This is a genomic window from Rhodococcus sp. NPDC003348, from assembly GCF_053589375.1.
This window is the reverse complement of sequence record NZ_JBSFRT010000069.1, coordinates 1-18136: the sequence shown is the minus strand read 5'-3', so window position 1 is coordinate 18136 and position 18136 is coordinate 1. Positions and strand designations below refer to the sequence as shown.

At 70.2% G+C, this 18136-nt stretch carries 18 protein-coding genes; 10 read left to right on the top strand and 8 right to left on the bottom strand.

Annotated elements, in window-relative coordinates:
- Positions 1-128 precede the first annotated feature (128 nt).
- Positions 129-881 carry an isocitrate lyase/PEP mutase family protein gene (locus ACWDU4_RS27370; protein ID WP_450117103.1) on the bottom strand — a complete coding sequence of 251 codons (753 nt, stop codon included), beginning with the start codon at positions 879-881 and terminating at the stop codon, positions 129-131.
- A gap of 97 nt (positions 882-978) precedes the next feature.
- Between ACWDU4_RS27370 and ACWDU4_RS27365 the strand changes: the two genes are divergently transcribed.
- Positions 979-2358 carry a hypothetical protein gene (locus tag ACWDU4_RS27365; protein WP_450117102.1) on the top strand — a complete coding sequence of 460 codons (1380 nt, stop codon included), beginning with the start codon at positions 979-981 and terminating at the stop codon, positions 2356-2358.
- The gene (locus ACWDU4_RS27360; protein WP_450117101.1) at positions 2355-3632 is read left to right on the top strand and encodes a hypothetical protein; all 1278 of its coding nucleotides are present in this window, start codon (positions 2355-2357) and stop codon (positions 3630-3632) included. Before ACWDU4_RS27365 ends, ACWDU4_RS27360 begins: the two co-directional genes overlap by 4 nt.
- 28 nt (positions 3633-3660) lie before the next feature.
- On the opposite strand, the gene ACWDU4_RS27355 is transcribed toward ACWDU4_RS27360, so the two are convergent.
- Positions 3661-4329 carry a TetR/AcrR family transcriptional regulator gene (locus tag ACWDU4_RS27355; RefSeq protein ID WP_450117100.1) on the bottom strand — a complete coding sequence of 223 codons (669 nt, stop codon included), beginning with the start codon at positions 4327-4329 and terminating at the stop codon, positions 3661-3663.
- Positions 4330-4514: 185 nt separating this feature from the next.
- Here ACWDU4_RS27355 and ACWDU4_RS27350 point away from each other — a divergent pair, with 185 nt between their 5' ends.
- Complete coding sequence (locus ACWDU4_RS27350; protein WP_450117099.1) at positions 4515-6008, top strand: MFS transporter; 1494 nt, start codon at positions 4515-4517, stop codon at positions 6006-6008.
- Positions 6009-6029: 21 nt separating this feature from the next.
- Here the strand turns inward: ACWDU4_RS27350 and ACWDU4_RS27345 are convergent, their stop codons facing one another.
- From ACWDU4_RS27345 to ACWDU4_RS27335, 3 genes are read right to left on the bottom strand one after another with little or no spacing between them, the layout of a single operon-like run.
- Positions 6030-6863: an O-methyltransferase gene (locus tag ACWDU4_RS27345; protein ID WP_450117098.1), complete on the bottom strand. Its 834-nt coding sequence runs from the start codon at positions 6861-6863 to the stop codon at positions 6030-6032.
- A 26-nt stretch (positions 6864-6889) separates the two neighbouring features.
- Entirely contained in the window at positions 6890-7510 is a 621-nt protein-coding gene (locus ACWDU4_RS27340; RefSeq protein WP_450117097.1) for a hypothetical protein, read from the bottom strand.
- A gap of 37 nt (positions 7511-7547) precedes the next feature.
- Positions 7548-7955 (bottom strand): NUDIX hydrolase, encoded by a 408-nt coding sequence (locus ACWDU4_RS27335; RefSeq protein ID WP_450117096.1) that lies wholly within the window; start codon positions 7953-7955, stop codon positions 7548-7550.
- 120 nt (positions 7956-8075) lie between these two features.
- Between ACWDU4_RS27335 and ACWDU4_RS27330 the strand changes: the two genes are divergently transcribed.
- The 7 genes from ACWDU4_RS27330 to ACWDU4_RS27300 are packed head-to-tail and all read left to right on the top strand — an operon-like array spanning position 8076 to position 14619.
- Positions 8076-10919, top strand: coding sequence for a Na+/H+ antiporter subunit A (locus ACWDU4_RS27330; protein WP_450117095.1), 2844 nt, complete (start codon positions 8076-8078; stop codon positions 10917-10919).
- Positions 10916-11512: a Na(+)/H(+) antiporter subunit C gene (locus tag ACWDU4_RS27325; RefSeq protein ID WP_450117094.1), complete on the top strand. Its 597-nt coding sequence runs from the start codon at positions 10916-10918 to the stop codon at positions 11510-11512. The genes ACWDU4_RS27330 and ACWDU4_RS27325 overlap by 4 nt, the downstream gene beginning before the upstream one ends.
- Positions 11509-13137, top strand: a complete 1629-nt coding sequence (locus ACWDU4_RS27320) for a Na+/H+ antiporter subunit D (protein WP_450117093.1) — start codon at positions 11509-11511, stop codon at positions 13135-13137. Before ACWDU4_RS27325 ends, ACWDU4_RS27320 begins: the two co-directional genes overlap by 4 nt.
- Positions 13134-13706 (top strand): Na+/H+ antiporter subunit E, encoded by a 573-nt coding sequence (locus tag ACWDU4_RS27315; RefSeq protein WP_450117092.1) that lies wholly within the window; start codon positions 13134-13136, stop codon positions 13704-13706. Before ACWDU4_RS27320 ends, ACWDU4_RS27315 begins: the two co-directional genes overlap by 4 nt.
- Positions 13703-13963 (top strand): monovalent cation/H+ antiporter complex subunit F, encoded by a 261-nt coding sequence (locus ACWDU4_RS27310; protein WP_450117091.1) that lies wholly within the window; start codon positions 13703-13705, stop codon positions 13961-13963. Before ACWDU4_RS27315 ends, ACWDU4_RS27310 begins: the two co-directional genes overlap by 4 nt.
- Positions 13960-14304, top strand: coding sequence for a monovalent cation/H(+) antiporter subunit G (gene mnhG, locus ACWDU4_RS27305; RefSeq protein WP_450117090.1), 345 nt, complete (start codon positions 13960-13962; stop codon positions 14302-14304). The genes ACWDU4_RS27310 and mnhG overlap by 4 nt, the downstream gene beginning before the upstream one ends.
- Before the next feature lie 21 nt (positions 14305-14325).
- Positions 14326-14619, top strand: a complete 294-nt coding sequence (locus tag ACWDU4_RS27300) for a DUF6191 domain-containing protein (protein WP_450117089.1) — start codon at positions 14326-14328, stop codon at positions 14617-14619.
- A gap of 15 nt (positions 14620-14634) precedes the next feature.
- Here ACWDU4_RS27300 and ACWDU4_RS27295 read toward each other — a convergent pair whose 3' ends face one another.
- The 3 genes from ACWDU4_RS27295 to sodC form a co-directional block, all read right to left on the bottom strand.
- Positions 14635-15954 carry a DUF5933 domain-containing protein gene (locus tag ACWDU4_RS27295; RefSeq protein WP_450117088.1) on the bottom strand — a complete coding sequence of 440 codons (1320 nt, stop codon included), beginning with the start codon at positions 15952-15954 and terminating at the stop codon, positions 14635-14637.
- A 32-nt stretch (positions 15955-15986) separates the two neighbouring features.
- Positions 15987-17111, bottom strand: a complete 1125-nt coding sequence (locus ACWDU4_RS27290) for a glutamate--cysteine ligase (RefSeq protein ID WP_450117087.1) — start codon at positions 17109-17111, stop codon at positions 15987-15989.
- Between the two features lie 124 nt (positions 17112-17235).
- Complete coding sequence (gene sodC / locus ACWDU4_RS27285) at positions 17236-17910, bottom strand: superoxide dismutase[Cu-Zn] (protein ID WP_450117086.1); 675 nt, start codon at positions 17908-17910, stop codon at positions 17236-17238.
- Positions 17911-18136: the final 226 nt, after the last annotated feature.

The window sequence follows — 18136 nt, the reverse complement described above, 5'->3', positions numbered from 1 at the left end:
GGCGAAACAATCGTCGTCCGGCAAGGCGGAGGAGAAGCCGATACCGCTGTTGTATCGGCGCCGACGACAACGCAGCAGGGCGGCGATTGGGCGCCAGGGGCGCCGAAACGGGGATTGGGAGACATGCCCTAGCTCCAGCGGGCGAGGATCTCGTTGGCCCGCACCGCGAGCGCGGCCTGCAGCAGTGGCCCGAAGCTGACCCGGCCCACGCCGAGCGCCGCGTAATTCGCCTTGTCACCGCGCACGGGGTCGGCGATCGCGTTCACGGGCAGCGGCAGCGCCGCCGTGAGCTCGCGGTACACCTCGTCGGTGTGGAAGCCGACCGGGTACAGGGAGTCGGCGCCGGCCTCGGCCGCGAGCGTGAGCCGGGCGATGGCGCGTGCGGTGCGATCGGACTCGTCGCCGACCTGCTTGAGGAACAGGTCGGTACGGGCGTTGATGACCACGTGCACACCGACCGCGTCCGCGGCGCGACGCAGTCCCCCGACGAAGTCGGCGTGCTCCTGCGCCTCCCGCAGCCGCCCTCCCTCACCGTGCACGGTGTCCTCGATGTTCAACCCGACCGCCCCGACCTCGACGAGACCGTTGATCAGGGTCTCCGGGCTCTGGCCGTAGCCGGACTCGATGTCCACGGACACCGGCAGCTCCACGGCCCCGGTGATCTGGGCGACGCGGGCGAGCAGTTCACTGAACGTCATGCCCTCGTTGTCGGGCCGACCGATGGAATCGGCCACCGGGTGCGAGCCGACGGTCAGCGCGGCGAAACCGGCCTGTGCGGCCAGGTTCGCCGACCAGGCGTCCCAGACGGTCGGGAGGATCACCGGTTCCCCGGGCCGGTGCAGCCCAAGGAGCGTGGTGGCCTTCTCGGTGATCGATGCCATGGTGGGTTCCTCGCCTCGTATTTGTGGTGTGAACATCGTGGCACGCCGGGGCGTTCGGCTCAGCGCGTGCACGGTCGTCGTCGGTTAGCGTCGGGCAATGCCCGTCACTCCCCGTGCCGCAGTCCCGGCGCTCGCCGGACTGCTCGGCGCCTTCCTCGCGGCGTTCGTGCTGACCGACCCGCCCGGCGGGCGGTGGGCCGTCCGCACCTCCGGCCGTGAACTCGACCGGTGGCTGAGCGGACAGCCGACCGGGATCGTGGTCGGTGTGGTGGTGGCCGTCGCCGGGTGCGCCGTGCTGCAGCGGGGCGGTTCCCGGCGGACCGCGTGGGTGGTCGGTGCGGCTGCGACCGCGGTGCTGTCCGCGGTCCGGTTCGCGGTGCCCGACGTCGCGGGTGTCGACGCCCTGATCGCGCTGCACATCGTCAAGGCCGTTGCCGCCGGGGCCCTGCTCGGCGCGGCCGTCGCCGCGGTCTGGGGCCATCGGGGCGCACAGCTCGCGCTCTCCGTCGGCGCGGTCACCGGCTTCCTGTCCGTGTCCGCGTGGGGTGCGACGGTGTCCGTGAAGAGCACGTCGACGCTGGGGGAACCGGCCTGGTGGCTGCTCGGCGCAACGCTCGTCGCGACGGCGGCGGCCGCCGCGGCCGCGAACACGGCTTCACGTATCCAGCGCGTCACCGGTCCCGAGGCAGGGGCCGCGTTGCTGACGGTCGCGGCGATCGCCGTGATCAACAGGCTGCAGATCGCGTGGATCGGCCAGGACGGCAACGAGACCCGAACCCACCAGTGGGTCGTCGTCGCGGTGGCGATGGTGGTGGTCCTGGTGGCGACGGAGGTGTGCGCCCGGCTGATCGCCCGCCGCACGGGCCCCGGCGAAGGTGTGATCGTGTTGGTGGCCACCGGTGTCGCGGCGGCCGCGATGCCGGTGCTGGTGGACCTGCGCAGCCCGTTTCGGGACGTGCCGGCGTGGGCTGCCGTGGCGGTCGCCGGTGTCGCGGTACTCGTCGGTCTGATCGTCGCCGCGCGCCGCCCGGCCCCGATCGCGGGACTGGCGGTGGCGGCACTGATTCCGGTGGTCGGCGCGATCTTCCCCGACTTCGGCGATCACGGCCCGTGGCTGCTGGTGCGACTGGGCGTGCTCGGTGTCGGCGCCGGCTGGGCGGTCGCCGCCGCTCTGCCGGGGTCCGCGGCGATCGCGGCAGTGGGCCTGTCGATTCCGTTCGTGTCCATGGTGTTTCACGCGGCCGCGACGGTGATCGTGCCCGCGGAGGCCACCGAGATCATCTACAACGGCGCGTACCAGCCGCTCCCCGGGGTCGAGATGAACAGGGCCTATGACGCGGAGCTGGACCAGCGCTTCCACGACGCCGCCCTGCTCGGTGTCCCCCACTACGACGACCGCGTCGCCGGCGTCGCGTTGGCGATCGCGGTGGCGTTCTGCGCCTGGGGCGTCCGCAGCCTGCGGCGGGTGCGGCGATGACGACGGTCCGCCGCACCGTCGAACTCCTCGCGGCGCTGCTGGTCGGCGCGGCCGCGGGCTGGGCTCTGGTCGCGCCGCTCGCGTCGAGCTTTGCGATCGGCGGGTCCAACGCCCAGCTGACCGCGCTGATGACGAGCCGTCCGCTCGCCGCGGCGGTGGGGACCGTGCTCGCCGCCGCGGTCGCGGGCGCGCTGTCCCGCCGCGGGTCGACGCGGACCGCGCGGGTGGTGGTGCTGATCGGTCTCGGGTTGCTGGTGGCGGTGCTGTACGTGAACGACGGTGCGCGGCAGATCGAATGGCTGATCGCGGCGAACTGCGTGTCGGGCCTCGCCGCGGGCCTCGCACTGGGCGGTGCGGCCGCCGTGGTCACCGACGACACCGAGGCGGTCGCTCTGAGCGGCGGTGCCTTCGCGGCCTTCCTGCTGTTTCCCACGGTCGCGGAGCGCCTGGGCTCGATCCCCGAGCGCGCGTGGACCGCATATACCCCGCTGACCGATGCCGGCACGCTGACCGTGGCGCCGGCCTGGTGGATACTGCTGCCGGCGGCCGCCGCCACGCTCTTCGCCGCGGTTCTCGGCGGAGGTCGGGCGGCACGCCCGTCCACCCGGGGTGTCACGGCCGCCGCAGCAGTGGTGGTGACGGCTCTGGCGACGAACGCGGCGATCGGTGCCGCGCCGGACAACCGGCCACTCACCGGGGTGCTGCTCGCGGTGTTCGTTGCGGTCGCGATCGCCGCCGCGATCGCCCTCGATGGGCAGGACGGGACGCTGCTGCTGACGACGACAGCGATCGTCGCGACGGCGGCCCCACTGTCCGGGTGGTCGGACACCACCTGGATCGGGACGGCGCTCCTCGCCGCCGGCCTCGCGGTCGGCGCGGTGATCGGGATGCGCTGGCCGAGCGTGATTGTCGGGCTGACCCTCCTCGCGGCCGTCTCGGTGACCGGTCTCCTCCCGGACGTTGCGGACGGGATGGGGGGTGCGGTCCGTTCGCTGGCGCTCGCCCCGATCGCCGGCTACGCGCTCGGCTCGTGCAGCCCGGCCCGGTCGGGGGCCACCGTCATCGGGCTGTCGATCCTGTTCGTGCCGAGCGCCCTGACGGTGGCGGGGCAGGCCGCGTTGGACCCGCTGGGCGAACTGTCGCCGCTGAGGTCACTGCCGCGCGGGATGATGGCGGCGGCGCCACCAGACCCGCAGGCCCTGAACCTGACGATGACGGTGGTCGTGTTGGCGACGATCGCCGCGGCCGGGGTGCTGCGACAGCGGGTCGACTGACCGCTCACGCCGGTCGACCCCTGGGCGTTCAGCCCCGAGCGGCGGATGCGACCTTGGCCGCCTCGACCTGCTCGTCGGTCAGCGACGGTTCGGTCAGCGGCGCACGCGGCACACCCTCGGCCCGCAGGCCGTCCAGCACGATCCCGAGGTAGCGGCGCCAGGCGTCGGGTGCGACGGGTCCGGCGAAGTCGATGACGGCCTCGACCATCTTGGCGACCGTGAACAGGTCGTTGGTGGTGGCGTCGGGGCGCAGCGCGCCGGCGTCCTTGGCGCGGGTGACGAGCTGTTCGGCGAGAGGTGCGACGCGTTCGCGGGCGCACGCGATCTGCTCGCGGCCTACGTCGCAGCTGAAGAAGACCTCGCCCATGCCGCGATTGGTTGCCATCTGTTCGCACGTGAAGGCCAGGAAGTCGACCAGCCCCTGCCACGGGTCCTCGACCTCGAGAGCCTTGGTGGCGCCCGCGGCCATGTCCGCCATGTGCTGCTCGAAGACGCCGTCGACGAGCTCCTGCTTGCAGCTGAAGCGCCGGTAGACGGTACCTACGCCCACCTTGGCGTGCCGTGCGACGTCGTCGAGCGTGATGTCGATGCCGCGTAGCGCGAACAGCTCGGCAGCCGCATCGAGGATCTTGCGGCGGTTGCGTTCGGCGTCGGCGCGCAGCTTGCGCCCTCCTGTGACGGTGCTCACGAAACTCATTCTGTCATCCCCGAGAATCCGACAAACCCGGCCCGAGAATCCGACAAACCCGGGCAAACCTCGCGACCCCCCGAAATTAAGTGGAGACATCTCCTCCACTTAGGCGTACGGTGGCCCAAGTGGAGCCTACTCCTCCACTTCGTTCGAATCGACGACGCCGACCCACCTCTAGGGGGCTGCAGATCATGACCACGACCACACTCGACCGGCCGGCGGCCGCATCGGGATCCACCGGAAGGGAACACCGCCTGCGCTGGTTCGTCATGGCGGTCATCGCCCTGGCCCAGCTGATGGTCGTGCTCGACGCGACCATCGTGAACATCGCACTGCCCGCAGCCCAACGCGGACTCGGCTTCTCCGACGGCGACCGGCAATGGGTGGTCACCGCCTACGCCCTCGCCTTCGGCAGCCTCCTGCTCCTCGGCGGACGAATCAGCGACTTGTTCGGCCGCAGAAACGCTTTCGTCGTCGGACTGGTCGGATTCGCGGCCATGTCGGCGGTCGGAGGCGCAGCCGTGAACTTCCCCATGCTGGTCGCCGCGCGTGCCGGACAGGGCGTGTTCGCGGCCCTGCTGGCCCCGGCCGCCCTGTCGCTGCTCGCGACGACCTTCACGCAACCGGAGGAGCGGGCCCGCGCCTTCGGCATCTTCGGCGCCGTCGCCGGCGCAGGCGGGGCGATCGGCCTGCTCCTCGGCGGCGCGCTCACCGAATGGACATCGTGGCGGTGGAGCCTGTACGTCAACCTGATCTTCGCGGCCGTCGCCCTGGTCGGCGCCCTGACGATGATGGCGCCGCACCGGTCCGAGCACCGTCCGCAACTCGACCTGCCCGGCGCGATCACCGTGTCCGCCGCGCTGTTCGGCATCGTCTACGGCTTCTCGCACGCGGAGTCGCACGGCTGGTCCGACCCCGCCACCGTGGCCTGGCTCGTCGCGGGCGCGATCCTGCTGGCCGTGTTCGTGGTGATCGAGACCCGCGTGGCCCACCCGTTGCTGCCACTGCGGATCGTGCTCGACCGGACCCGCGGCGGGTCCTACCTGGCGATGTTCCTCACCGGCTCGGGCATGTTCGCGGTGTTCCTGTTCCTGACCTTCTACCTGCAGACGAACCTGCAGTACTCGCCCATCGTCACCGGGGTGGCGTTCCTGCCGATGGTCGCCGCGATGGTGATCTCGGCGACCACCTCGACCGCGGTCCTGCTACCCCGGATCGGGCCGCGTCCGCTGATGACCACCGGACTCGCATTGGGCGCGAGCGGTCTGGCGGTGCTCGCCCAACTCCAGATCGACAGCACCTATGCGCCGCACATCCTGCCCGGCCTCGTGCTGCTCGGCGCCGGCATGGGCATGGTCTTCGCGCCCGGCATGCAGGGCGCGGTGACCGGTGTCGATCCGGACGACGCCGGTGTGGCGTCCGCGACGGTGAACACCATGCAGCAGGTCGGCGGTTCGATCGGCACCGCCCTGCTCAGCACCGTCGCCGCGACGGCCGCGGCGAACTTCCTGTCGGGCCGGACACCGAGTCCGGAGAGTCAGGCGCTGGCCGCGGTGCACAGCTACACGACGACCTTCTGGTGGGCGGCCGCGATCTTCGTTGCCGGCGCCGTCATCTCGGCGTTCCTGCTGCCCGGGGGCAAGCTGCCCGAGTCGACCACGACGCAGCCGGCGACGGTGCACTGACCGACACCTCGGCACCGGCGATCACTCGTCGCCGGTGCCGAGGTACGTCGACTCCAGCACCAGATCCGGCAGCAGCCGTTGGTATTCCACGTGTGCGTGATGCTCGTGAGTGCGCCACTCCAACCCCTCGGTACGGCGCATGTACGCGAGATAGTCGGGGGCGCCGGGGATCCGGACGTTGTCGGCGACGACCACCGACCCCGGGTGCAGCCAGTCCGCGTCGATCATCGACTGCAGATCCGGAAGGTATGCCGACTTGAGATGGTCGAGGAACACGAAATCGACTGCGCCGGAATCGAAACCCAGCCCATCCAGGGTCCGGCCGCCGTCGCCGATCGAACCGACGACCGCGGTGATCCGGTCCGCCATCCCGGCGTGCGCCCAGACCCGACGCGCGACATCGGCATTCGCCGCGCTGATCTCCACCGAGTACAGGTGGGCGTCCGGCGGGGCGGCACGGATGGCACGCAGCGCGCTGTAACCGCAGTACGCCCCGAGTTCGAGCAGCACCCGAGGCCGCGCCCTCCGCACCGCGTCCTCGAGAATGACGCCCTTCTCGTCGCCGACGTTCATCAGGAAGCTGGTGCGCCGCGCGAAGACGTCGATCGCGGCGATCACCGCGTCGATGTCACCGGCGGGTGCGGCGGTGGCGACGTACCGGGCCAGGGCTTCCTCCCGACCGTCCCCGACCCGGCCCTCCCGCAGCAACCGGCGCCCCGACAGCAGGAACCGCAGCACGGACCAGCGCAGGAACGGAACCGGTGTGCCGGCGAGCCGGTTCGCGAGCACCGCGGCGGTAACCGCCGCGGCGCCGAGTCCGATTGCCGCGCCACCGCGCAGAGCACGCCTCGACATCCGAGCCGAGTCCATGTCAACCGAATCTAGTCCTCCGAGAATGAGGCCGTGCAGTTTCCCGGCGCCTGCCCTCCCCCGTCCCACCGATTCAGCAGTGCCTGTCCGCGCGGACTGATCCGGTAGCCGACGTCGAGGCTTTCGGTCAGCCCCAGCTCCTTCAGGCGGCGCACCCGCTGTTTGAACGTCGGCCGGTCCATCCCGACGACGGGAGCCAGTTCGGTCGAGACGACCGCCGGGCGGGAAGCGATCAGCCGCAGGGTCGCCTCGGTCCACGGGCCGTTCGCATCCAGCCGCGCCATCCGGCGGCGAAGTACGGCGAGGTCATCGGTGGTCAGCTCTGCGTCCTCCCGCAGCGCGGCGCGCGGATCCGGACCGGCGAGGCGTACCCGGATCCGGTACAGGTGCGGACCGTGCGCCTTCTTCTCCACGAACGCAAGCAACGCGGCCGCCGAGCCGAAGCCCGCCGCCCGCGCGTCGGCGTCGGTGACGTCGGCGGGCTCGACCCGGTCGACGGAATCGAACGCGACCACTCCGATCGACGTGCGCTGGCTGCCGCCGGTTCGGACCCGCGGCCGGTCCCACCGCCGGTACGCGACCGTCACCGCACCGGTGACGATCCCGTCGAGCGTCGCGGCCGTGAAGATCATCCGTCACATCCCTCCGTCGCTCCGCTCGCCCGGCCGCTCAGTCCACGAGGCCGCGCGACCGGAGATGCTCGAACACCAACCGGGATCCGGGCGCGGACTCGGGCATCGCCGCGTACTCGTCGGTGGTGAAGTACCGCAGCTCCGCGATCTCGCTCGCCGGGGTCGGCTCGGTGGTGAGGGTCGCCAGATAACAGGTCATGTGCAGCCGGGTGCCGGTCGGATGCCCGAACGCCTCGGCCTCGAACACCCCGAGGCGTTCGAGCGTGCCCGCCACGATCCCGACGTCGAGCTCCTCGCGAATCTCCCTGTGCAGGGCCTGTTCCGGAGTCTCGCCCGGGTCGATCTTGCCGCCGGCCATGTAGAACGCGGTCTTGCCCGCCGATCGCGCCTGCAGCATCCGCCGGTCCTTGATGTGGGCGAGCGCCACGGTTCTGATCTCGGCCATCACCACAGGGTAGGCGCATGCAAAAAGTTCGCGTCCCCTAAACTGGACATCGGACGTCCGGATACTCCCGGGCGTATCGACACCCCGCCGCCACCCGCACACGACACCGACGGAGTGCCCTTGCTCGCTATATTGTTCGCCCACGCAATCGCTGCCGTCCTGGCGCCTGCTGTCGTGCGAACAATGGGGCGCAACGCATTTCTCCCACTGTCCCTGGTGCCCGCCGCGTCGCTGGTGTGGGTGATCGCGAACTGGAACACCGAACAGTCCTTGCACATCACCTGGGCGCCGGGGCTGTCGATGGACATCGACATGCGGTTCGACTCCCTCGCCGCGATCATGTCCGCGCTGATCCTCGGTATCGGCGCCTTGGTGTTGATCTACTGCTCCCGCTACTTCGAGAGCGACGAGCCGCGGCTGGGCATCTTCGCGGCCGAGATGGTCGCCTTCGCCGGTGCCATGTTCGGGCTGGTCACCAGCGACAACATGCTCATTCTCTACACCTTCTGGGAACTGACGACGATCCTGTCGTTCCTGCTGGTCGGGCACTACGCCGAACGCGCGTCGAGCCGCCGCGCCGCCACCCAGGCACTGCTGGTGACCACCGCGGGCGGCCTGGCGATGCTGGTCGGCTTCATCATCCTCGGCCAGGTCGGCGGCAGCTACCAACTGTCGGTGCTGGTGGCGAACCCGCCCGGCGGCTGGCTCGCCGGGGTCGCGGTGGTGCTGGTGCTGGCCGGTGCGCTGTCGAAGTCCGCGATCATCCCGATGCACTTCTGGTTGCCGGGCGCGATGGCCGCCCCCACCCCGGTCAGCGCGTACCTGCACGCCGCCGCGATGGTCAAGGCCGGCATCTACCTGATCGCACGACTGGCACCCGGATTCGCCGACTCCGGGCCATGGCGGGTCACCGTCATGACCCTCGGGCTCGGCACCATGCTGCTCGGCGGCTGGCGCGCGATGCGCGCATTCGACCTCAAGCTGATCCTCGCGTTCGGCACCGTCAGCCAGCTCGGCTTCCTGACCATCCTCGTCGGCACCGGTACCCGCGACGCCGCCCTCGCCGGCATCGCGCTGGTCGTCGCGCACGCGATGTTCAAGGCCGCGCTGTTCATGGTGGTCGGCATCATCGACCACACCACCGGCACCCGCGACATCCGCAAGCTCGCGCACCTCGGCAAGGCCGCGCCGGTGCTCTGTGTCGTCGCGATCGCGGCGGCCGCGAGCATGGCCGGACTACCCCCGTTCTTCGGGTTCGTCGGCAAGGAAGGCGCACTCGAGGCGATCGCGACCGCGTCGGTGCTCGACCCGACCGTCCGCACCCTCGAGCTGGCCGGCATCGTCGCCGGCTCGATCCTCACCGTCGCGTACAGCATCCGCTTCATCTGGGGTGCGTTCGGCCGCAAGCAGCTCAAGCGGCCCAGCCCGGCGGTCGCCAACATGCACCCGGCCGGACCACTGTTCCTGACGGTGCCCACCCTGCTGGCCGCCGCCGGCCTGGTCACCGGCCTGATCTCGCCGGTGATGGACAACCTGCTCAGCGCCTACGCGCGCAGCCTGCCCGGCGGCGACCACGACTACCACCTCGCGCTGTGGCACGGGCTCGGTCTCGCACTGTGGTTGACGGTGCTGGTGGTCGCAGGCGGTGTCGCGCTGTACCTGATGCACCGCAAGATCAGCAGGCTGCGGTTCGAGCACTCGCTGCTCGGCAACGCCGAACGGATCTACGACGCGACGCTGCGGGGCATGGACACCGCGTCCATGCGGCTGACCGGTGTCACCCAGCGCGGTTCGCTGCCGCTGACGCAGGCGACGATCCTGGTCACGCTGGTGCTGCTGCCGACGATCCTGCTGGTCCTCGGCACCGACACCGTGACGCGGATGCGGCTGTGGGAATCGCCGATCCAGTTCGCCGTCGGCCTCATCATGATCGCCGCCGCGCTCGCCACGACGGTGATGCGCAACCGGCTCGCCGCGGTGATTCTCGTCGGTGTCACCGGCTACGGCTGCGGCGTCATCTTCGCCCTCGACGGCGCCCCGGACCTCGCGTTGACGCAGTTCCTCGTCGAGACCCTGACCCTGGTGATCTTCGTGCTGGTGCTGCGCAAACTGCCCGCCGAGATCGACGAACGCCAGTCCGTCGGCTTCAAGCCCGCGCGGGCGCTGCTCGGCGTCGCGGTCGGCGCGACGGTCACCGCGCTCGGCGCGTTCGCGATGAACGCCCGCTCCACCGAACCCATCTCGGTGCACATGCCGGACCTCGCGTACCACGTCGGCAACGGCAAGAACGTCGTCAACGTCCTCCTCGTCGACATCCGTGCGTGGGACACCCTCGGCGAGATCTCGGTGCTGCTGGTCGCCGCGACCGGTGTCGCCTCGCTGGTGTTCCGCACCCGCCGATTCGGCACCGCACCCCGCATCGCGGACGCACCGTCCTTCGCGCCGACGCCGGAGACCACGTGGCTCCTCGGCGGCGACCTGATCGACCCGAGGCACCGGTCGCTGATCCTCGAGGTCACCACCCGGATGATCTTCCCGACCATGATGGTGCTGTCGGTGTACTTCTTCTTCTCCGGCCACAACGCACCCGGTGGCGGGTTCGCGGGCGGGCTGACCGCCGGTCTGGCCCTGGTGCTGCGCTACCTCGCCGGTGGTCGGTACGAGCTCGGAGAGGCCGTCCCCATCGACGCGGGCAAGATCCTCGGCCTCGGACTGATCTTCTCCGCGGGCACCGCACTGGCCTCGCTGTTCCTCGGCGCACCCGCGCTGTCGTCGGCGACGATCGAGGTCACCCTGCCGCTGCTCGGGCACATCAAGCTCGTCACCGCGATGTTCTTCGACCTCGGCGTGTACCTGATCGTCGTCGGCCTCGTCCTCGACGTGCTGCGCAGCCTCGGCGCCCGCCTGGACGCCGAGGTCGAGAACCTGCCGGTCCGTTCCGGCGAGGAGGTACCGGTCCGATGAGCGTTAACCTCGGATTCCTCATCGTCATCGGCGTCCTCGTCGCCTGCGGTGTCTACCTGCTCCTCGAGCGGTCGATCACGAAGATGCTGCTGGGGCTGATGCTGTTCGGCAACGGCGTCAACCTGCTCATCCTCTCGGTCGGCGGCCCGCCCGGCAGCGCCCCGATCGTCGGCCGCACCAACGACGTGTACGACACCATGGCCGATCCCCTCGCGCAGGCGATGATCCTGACCGCGATCGTCATCACCATGGGCATCGCCGCGTTCGTGATGGCGCTCGCCTACCGGTCCTACAAGATCAACACCAAGGACGCCGTCGAGGACGACCCCGAGGACACCAAGGTCAAGACCCGCCGCAGTCCCGCGGAGGCCCCCGACCACGACCGCTCCGACGACCCGATCACCGGCGACTCCACGTTCAGCGGCGACGCCTTCGACGACAAGGGCAACCCCATCCCACTCGAACAGCTCAAGAACCTCGAGGACCTCGAGGTGTACGAGGACCTGCGCGAAGGCGACTTCGACGAGTTCGACCCCAACGGCGACGACGACCCCCGCGAGTCGGTGCGGACCCCGGGCGGTGACGGCGCATGACGTGGCCGGACAACCTCGTCCAGTACCTGACGCCGTTGCCCGTGCTGGTACCGATGCTCGCCGCGGCGGTCACGCTCGTCGGCGGCAGGCGGCCCCGGTTCCAGCGCACCGTCACCATGACGGCTCTCGTCGTCGGGCTCGGCATCTCCCTCGTGCTGCTCTATCTGGCGGACCGGGACGGCATCTCCACGCTGCAGGTCGGCGGCTGGGACTCACCGATCGGCATCACCCTCGTCGTGGACCGGCTGTCGGCGATCATGCTGGTCGTCTCCTACACCGTGCTGCTCGCGGTCATGGCGTTCGCCGTCGGGCAGGGCATCCACGACGGCACCGAACGCCAACCGGTGTCGATCTTCCTACCGACCTACCTGGCCCTGTCCGCGGGCATCTCCAACGCGTTCCTCGCCGGAGACCTGTTCAACCTGTACGTCGGGTTCGAAGTGCTGCTGGCGGCATCGTTCGTCCTGCTGACCCTCGGGGCCAGCGCCGACCGGGTCCGCGCCGGTGTCTCGTACGTGATGGTGTCGATGGTGTCGTCGCTGATCTTCCTGATCGGCATCGCCCTCGCCTACGGCGCGACCGGCACTCTGAACATGGCGCAGATGGCGGTCCGGCTCGACGACATCCCCGAGGGCACCCGGATGGCGATCTTCGGGGTCCTGCTCGTCGCGTTCGGCATCAAGGCGGCGGTGTTCCCGCTGTCGACGTGGCTGCCGGACTCCTACCCCACCGCACCCGCGCCGGTCACCGCGGTGTTCGCGGGCCTGCTCACCAAGGTCGGCGTGTACGCGATCATCCGCGCCCACACACTGCTGTTCCCGCAGGGCGAGCTCGACGACGTGCTGCTGGTGTGCGGCCTGCTGACGATGATCGTCGGCATCCTCGGCGCCATCGCCCAGTCCGACATCAAACGACTGTTGTCGTTCACCCTGGTCAGCCACATCGGCTACATGGTGTTCGGCATCGCGCTGTCCACCGAGCAGGGCCTGTCCGGGGCGATCTACTACGTGGCGCACCACATCATCGTGCAAACCACACTGTTCCTCGTCGTCGGCCTCATCGAACGCCAGGCCGGCTCGTCGTCGCTGCGCCGCCTCGGCGGCCTCGCCGCCGCCAGCCCGGTGCTCGCGATCGTGTTCCTGATCCCGGCGCTCAACCTCGGCGGCATCCCGCCGTTCTCCGGGTTCATCGGCAAGATCGCGCTGCTGCAAGCCGGTGCCGCGCACCCGAGCGTGCTGTCCTGGATCCTGGTCGCGGGCGGCACGATCACCAGCCTGCTGACCCTGTACGTCATCGCCCGGGTGTGGACGAAGGCGTTCTGGCGGGCCCGCGCCGACGCCCCCGAGGGCGACCTCGCGGACGTCAGCCCGTCCGCCCTGATCGACGAGTCCGAGGAGGACATCGCGTTCGTCGACCGCGAGGACGTCGGCCGGATGCCGGCGCTGATGCTGCTGCCGACGGTCGCGCTGGTCGGGGTCGGCATCGCACTGACGGTGTTCGCCGGCCAGATCATCGCCGTCACCGACCGCGCGGCCACCGACCTGCAGGACCGTTCCATCTACATCGACGCGGTCCTCGGTCCCGGCTACCACGAACAGGCGACGGCGTCCGGAGGTGACCGATGACCCGGGAGTTGGCGTTGCGGGCCGGTTCGCTGGCCTGGCTGGTGCTGGTGTGGATCCTGCTGTGGGGCAACCTGTCCGTGGCGAACGTCGTCGGCGGACTGATCGTCGCCGTCCTGATCACGGTGCTGCTGCCGCTGCCGCGGGTCCCCGTCGAGGGACGCATCCACGTGTGGTCCATCGTGAAACTCATCGGGCTCAGCATCTGGTACGCGGCGCAGTCCAGCGTCCAGGTCGCGTGGCTGGCCGTCCGGCCCGGCCCACCGCCCGTGACGGGCGTGCTTCGGGTGCGGCTGTCGATCAAGTCGGATCTCGTGCTCACCCTGTGCATCGACGTGCTCAACCTGATCCCCGGCACCATGGTGCTCGAAATCGACCAGGTCAAACGCACCGTGTACGTGCACGTCCTCGACGTCGGGACCGACAAGGCCGTGAAGCACTTCTACCGGACCGTCCGCCAGCTCGAGCGGCTGTTCATCGCGTCGTTCGAACGCGACGCGGAGTGGAAACCGTCCCCGTGGCACGTCGACGATCCCCTCCACGACCCGTCCGCCCGAAAGGAGATTCCGTGACGACCGTCCTCGTGATCGCCGGGGTGATGCTGTCAGTCGCCGCGGTGATGACCTCCTACCGACTGCTCGCGGGTCCGGGGACCCTCGACCGTCTCGTCGCGATGGACACCCTGGTCGCGGTCGCGATCTGCGGCCTCGCGGTGTGGGCGGCGTTCAGCATGGACACCACGCTGGTGCCCGCGATCGTCGCGCTGTCGCTCGTCGGTTTCGTCGGCTCGGTCTCGGTGGCCCGGTTCCGGGTGCGTGACGACCAGTGAAGACCGCACTCGACGCCCTCGCCGCCGTCCTCCTCCTGCTCGGGGCGCTCCTCGCGATGACCGCCGCGATCGGCATCGTCCGCTTCCCCGACACCCTCTCCCGCATGCATGCCGCCACCAAGCCGCAGGTCATCGGCCTGGTGCTGGTGCTCGCCGGTGCGGTGATCCGGCTGCGCGGCAACGTCGACATCTGGATGCTGGTGCTCGTCGGCCTGTTCACCCTGCTCACCGCACCCGTCATCGCGCACACCGTCGGCCGCGTCGCCTACCGGGAGCAGCGCGGCAAGGACGGTCTCGGCATCGTCGGCGAACTGGACGGCGAGCAGCCGCCACGCCGATGATCCGCCGGTAACCTGGTCGCCGTGACCGCAGTCGTGTGGGTGCTCGTGCTGGTGGCCGGGGCGGTGTTCCTCGACCGGGTCGCGCTCTGGGCCGAGCGCCGCGGCTGGATCTACTGGCGCAAACGCAAGCCGGAGGTCGACGGGGGCGCGATCACCGGTGCCTTCGGCGAGATCCAGTCGGTGCTGTCACCGTCGCACCGGCACGTCGTCGACGAGCAGCGGACGCAGAAGTCGCTCCGCCACGACGCTGCGACGGGGGACGACACCGGGGTCCGCGTCGACCTCGACGGCGGGACGGTCCGGTTCGACGGCTGACCGGCGACGTTGCCCTCAGACCGTCACAAACTGCCCGGCACTCCGCCCGCCCCACCTGCCCAGCGCCGACTCGGGTGCGGCGAAGAAGGTGGAGTAGAAGCCGACGACGACGGCGGCAAGGACGCCGAGGATCACCGGCACCGACACGACCGGCACGGCGGCGATCGGCGCGGCCAGGTACCGGTAGCTCGCGAGCAGCGCGGCGAACGCGACGGCGCCGCCGACCACCAGCCGGATCCGGAACCGGTCCCACCCGCGTTCGGGGTCGCGCAGGGCCGCCTCGATGGTCAGGCACAGCACGGCACCGGCGACCAGGTCGACGCCGTAGTGGTAGCCGAAGCCTAGGGTCGCCATCAGCGTGCACACCAGCCAGAAGGTGCCACCCCAGCGCAGCCACCGTGGCCCGCGCCGCGAGTGCACGAAGATCGCGAGCGCCCACGCGGTGTGCAGGCTGGGCATGCAGTTGCGGGGTGCGGGACTGTCGAAAACGAACGACGCCGGATCGGTGCCGGTCGGGATCACCGTGGGCCAGTAGTCACCCAGCTGCGCGCCCTGCCCCGCGGTACCGAACGCGAAATCCGGTCCGACGACGGGAAACATCAGGTAGAACAGCGGCCCGATCAGGCCGATCGCCAGGAACGTGCGGACCAGGTGGTGCGCCGGCCAGCCGTTCCGCAGCTGGTACAGCGCGACGACGATCGCCGCGACGGGCAACTCGATGTACACCCAGTGCAGGACGCCGTAGCCGACCGGCCCGAGGGCATCGACCACCTGCCCGAGCACCCAGGACGGGCTACCGAAGGCGCGGTCGGCGAGTTCGACGTACTCGTCGAGGACCGCGGGCCGCGTCATCACCGTGATCTGCAGCCAGACGTCGCCGATCTTGGTGGCGACGATCAGCAGTGCCCCGAGCCCGGCACCGAGCAACGCGCTGCCCCGACGGTCCCCGGTCCAGCGCGCGGCCGCGACGACGGCGATGCCGAGGAGCACCCAGGTCGGTCCGTTCCCGACCGCGACGGGGCCGCCGTCGAGCAGTCGGACGGCGAGAGCCACCAGGTCGATGCCGATCGCGGCGGCGACCGCGACGATCCGCTGCCGGTTGGTCAGCCCGACGAGCCCCAACGCCAGCCCGGCCCACGGCACGGACATCGACTTGGGGGTGCCGACGAAGTCACGGGCCAGGGACTGCAGCGGCCCCTCGAAGCCGGAGCGGGCGGCGATCACCTGGAGGATCAGCATCGCGAGGACCACCGCGACCGCCGCGCCGACCGCGACAACTCTCGCTCCACCCGGCCGTCGCCAGGGCGTGGAAACGGGTGAGTCGTCGATCAGCACCCGTACATAGTAAACCGCGTGTGAACAGCGCCTTAACGGTCCAGTTCGTGAACCAGCGAGTCGACGACCGCGGTCAGGTCACCACCGTGCGCGGCCGCGACCGCACGCTGCCGCTGATAGGACGCGCCGTGCCGCGGGATGTCGGCGACCCGGGACAGTTCGTCCGCACACCCGAGTTCCGCGGCGAGCGGGGCCAGCTGCTCGAGCAGGTCGTCGAGGTCGTCGGTGACGAGGCGTTCGTTGCTGTCGGCGTCGAGGATGATCTCGGCGTCGAGGCCGTAGCGGGCGGCCCGCCACTTGTTCTCCTGCACGTGCCAGGGCGGCATGCCCGGCAGTTCCACACCGGCGTCGAGTTGCCGGTCGAAGTGCACGACCAGGCAGTGGATCAACGCGACGAGCGACTCCAACTCCGCTCGCGTAGATACGCCGTCGCAGACCCGGACCTCGATGGTGCCCCACTGCGGCGCGGGCCGGATGTCCCAGTGCAGCGCCCCGAGCCGCTCGATCACCCCGGTCTTCATCTGGTCGTGCACGAAGCCCTCGAACTGCGCCCACGTCTCGAACTGGAACGGGAGCCCGGCGGTCGGCAGCTGCTGGAACATCAGCGCCCGGTTGCTGGCGTACCCGGTGTCGACGCCCGCCCACATCGGCGACGACGCGGACAGCGCCAGCAGATGCGGGTACTTGACCAGCAGGGCGTTGATGATCGGGAACACCTTGTGCGCCGAGGACACCCCGACGTGCACGTGCACACCCCAGATCAGCATCTGCCGACCCCACCACTGGGTGCGTTCGATCATCTCGTCGTAGTGCGGGTTGGGAGTCACCTGCTGCGCAGACCACTGCGCGAAGGGGTGTGTGCCCGCGCACATCAGCTCGACGTTCTCCCGGGCGGCGGCCCGGCGCAGCAGCGTCATCGTCTCCCGCAGATCGTCCATCGCCTCGGCGGTGGTGTCACAGATCCCGGTGACCAGTTCCACGGTGTTGCGCAGGAACTCCTTGTGCAGCCGCGGCGTGGCCCCGTCCGCCAGCTCGTCGGCGGCGGACAGTACCTGCGCGGCGCTGTTGGTCAGGTCGCGCGTGATCGGGTCGACCAGTGCGACCTCCCATTCGACGCCGATCGTGGGCCGGGGCGAACCGGCGAAATGGACTGCCACAGCCCGAATCCAACCACAGTGCAGACGACAACGCCGCGACCGGGAACCGACCTGTGGTCGAGGTCATCCGGCCGCGGCGTCGCGGGTGTTCGGGGCGGAGCCCCCGATCGACTCGGCGGTGGTGTTACTTGATCACACCGCAGGCGACGCGGGAGCCGGCGTCACCGGTGTCGAGGGTGGTCTGGTCGGGCGCCGGCGCGTACCGGGTGGGGATGTTGGCGAAGTTGTCGGCACCTGAGTGCACGACGATCGCGCGGCCCTCACCGTGGTTCTGCAGGTCCTCGATCGTGAACGCATCGGTGGTGGTGGTCAGGTTCCCGTTGCCGTCCTCGCGAACGAACAGCGAGGGCAGGTCACCGCTCGACGGGTGGCCGCTGTGCCCCTCGACCTGGAGATGTCCGCCGGCGGACGCGAAGTCGCCCTCACAGGTACCGACCGTGTGAATGTGCAGGCCGTGGAAGCCCGGCTGGAGGCCGTTCGCGGCGACGGTCACGACGACGTTGTCGCCGGAGCCGACGAAGGTCACCGTGCCGGCGGCCTTGCCGTCCGCGCCCTTGAGCACGGTGTTGAGACGATCGGCATGCTCGGCGCCGTGGCCCTCGGCACCCTGACCACCCTCGGGGGCCGCCACACCGGTCCACACCGCCGGGGTGGTGCCCGGGACGTCGCTCGCGACCTGGTTGGGCGGGCTGCACGCGGTGAGGCCCGCGGCTGCGATCGCAACCATCGGGGCGACGACGCGCAGGGACACGCGGCCCGACCGGGTCGTCTGCGAATCGCGTCGGGTAAGCAAGGCCATCAAACCGCTCCTTCGAGATGGGCTGGAAGTGCACTGATCATAGCCAGCCGGTGGAACCGACCGACCGGTGGTCTACGACGCCGCATAGTGGACACCGTTCGGGGTTGCCTGGGCGTGTCTCCCCACCCCCTCGGATGCACCCGGCAGCACGATCGTCGTCCTGCAAGGCGGAGGAGAAGCCGATACCGGGGTTGTATCGGCGCCGACGACAACGCAGCAGGGCGGC

Coding starts and splice junctions, on each gene's coding strand:
- ACWDU4_RS27350 (WP_450117099.1), top strand. CDS start 4,515: ATGACCACGACCACACTCGACCGGCCGGCGGCCGCATCGGGATCCACC.
- ACWDU4_RS27325 (WP_450117094.1), top strand. CDS start 10,916: ATGAGCGTTAACCTCGGATTCCTCATCGTCATCGGCGTCCTCGTCGCC.
- ACWDU4_RS27335 (WP_450117096.1), bottom strand. CDS start 7,955: ATGGCCGAGATCAGAACCGTGGCGCTCGCCCACATCAAGGACCGGCGG.
- sodC (WP_450117086.1), bottom strand. CDS start 17,910: ATGGCCTTGCTTACCCGACGCGATTCGCAGACGACCCGGTCGGGCCGC.
- ACWDU4_RS27340 (WP_450117097.1), bottom strand. CDS start 7,510: ATGATCTTCACGGCCGCGACGCTCGACGGGATCGTCACCGGTGCGGTG.
- ACWDU4_RS27360 (WP_450117101.1), top strand. CDS start 2,355: ATGACGACGGTCCGCCGCACCGTCGAACTCCTCGCGGCGCTGCTGGTC.
- ACWDU4_RS27365 (WP_450117102.1), top strand. CDS start 979: ATGCCCGTCACTCCCCGTGCCGCAGTCCCGGCGCTCGCCGGACTGCTC.
- ACWDU4_RS27315 (WP_450117092.1), top strand. CDS start 13,134: ATGACCCGGGAGTTGGCGTTGCGGGCCGGTTCGCTGGCCTGGCTGGTG.
- ACWDU4_RS27320 (WP_450117093.1), top strand. CDS start 11,509: ATGACGTGGCCGGACAACCTCGTCCAGTACCTGACGCCGTTGCCCGTG.
- ACWDU4_RS27355 (WP_450117100.1), bottom strand. CDS start 4,329: ATGAGTTTCGTGAGCACCGTCACAGGAGGGCGCAAGCTGCGCGCCGAC.
- ACWDU4_RS27370 (WP_450117103.1), bottom strand. CDS start 881: ATGGCATCGATCACCGAGAAGGCCACCACGCTCCTTGGGCTGCACCGG.
- ACWDU4_RS27345 (WP_450117098.1), bottom strand. CDS start 6,863: ATGTCGAGGCGTGCTCTGCGCGGTGGCGCGGCAATCGGACTCGGCGCC.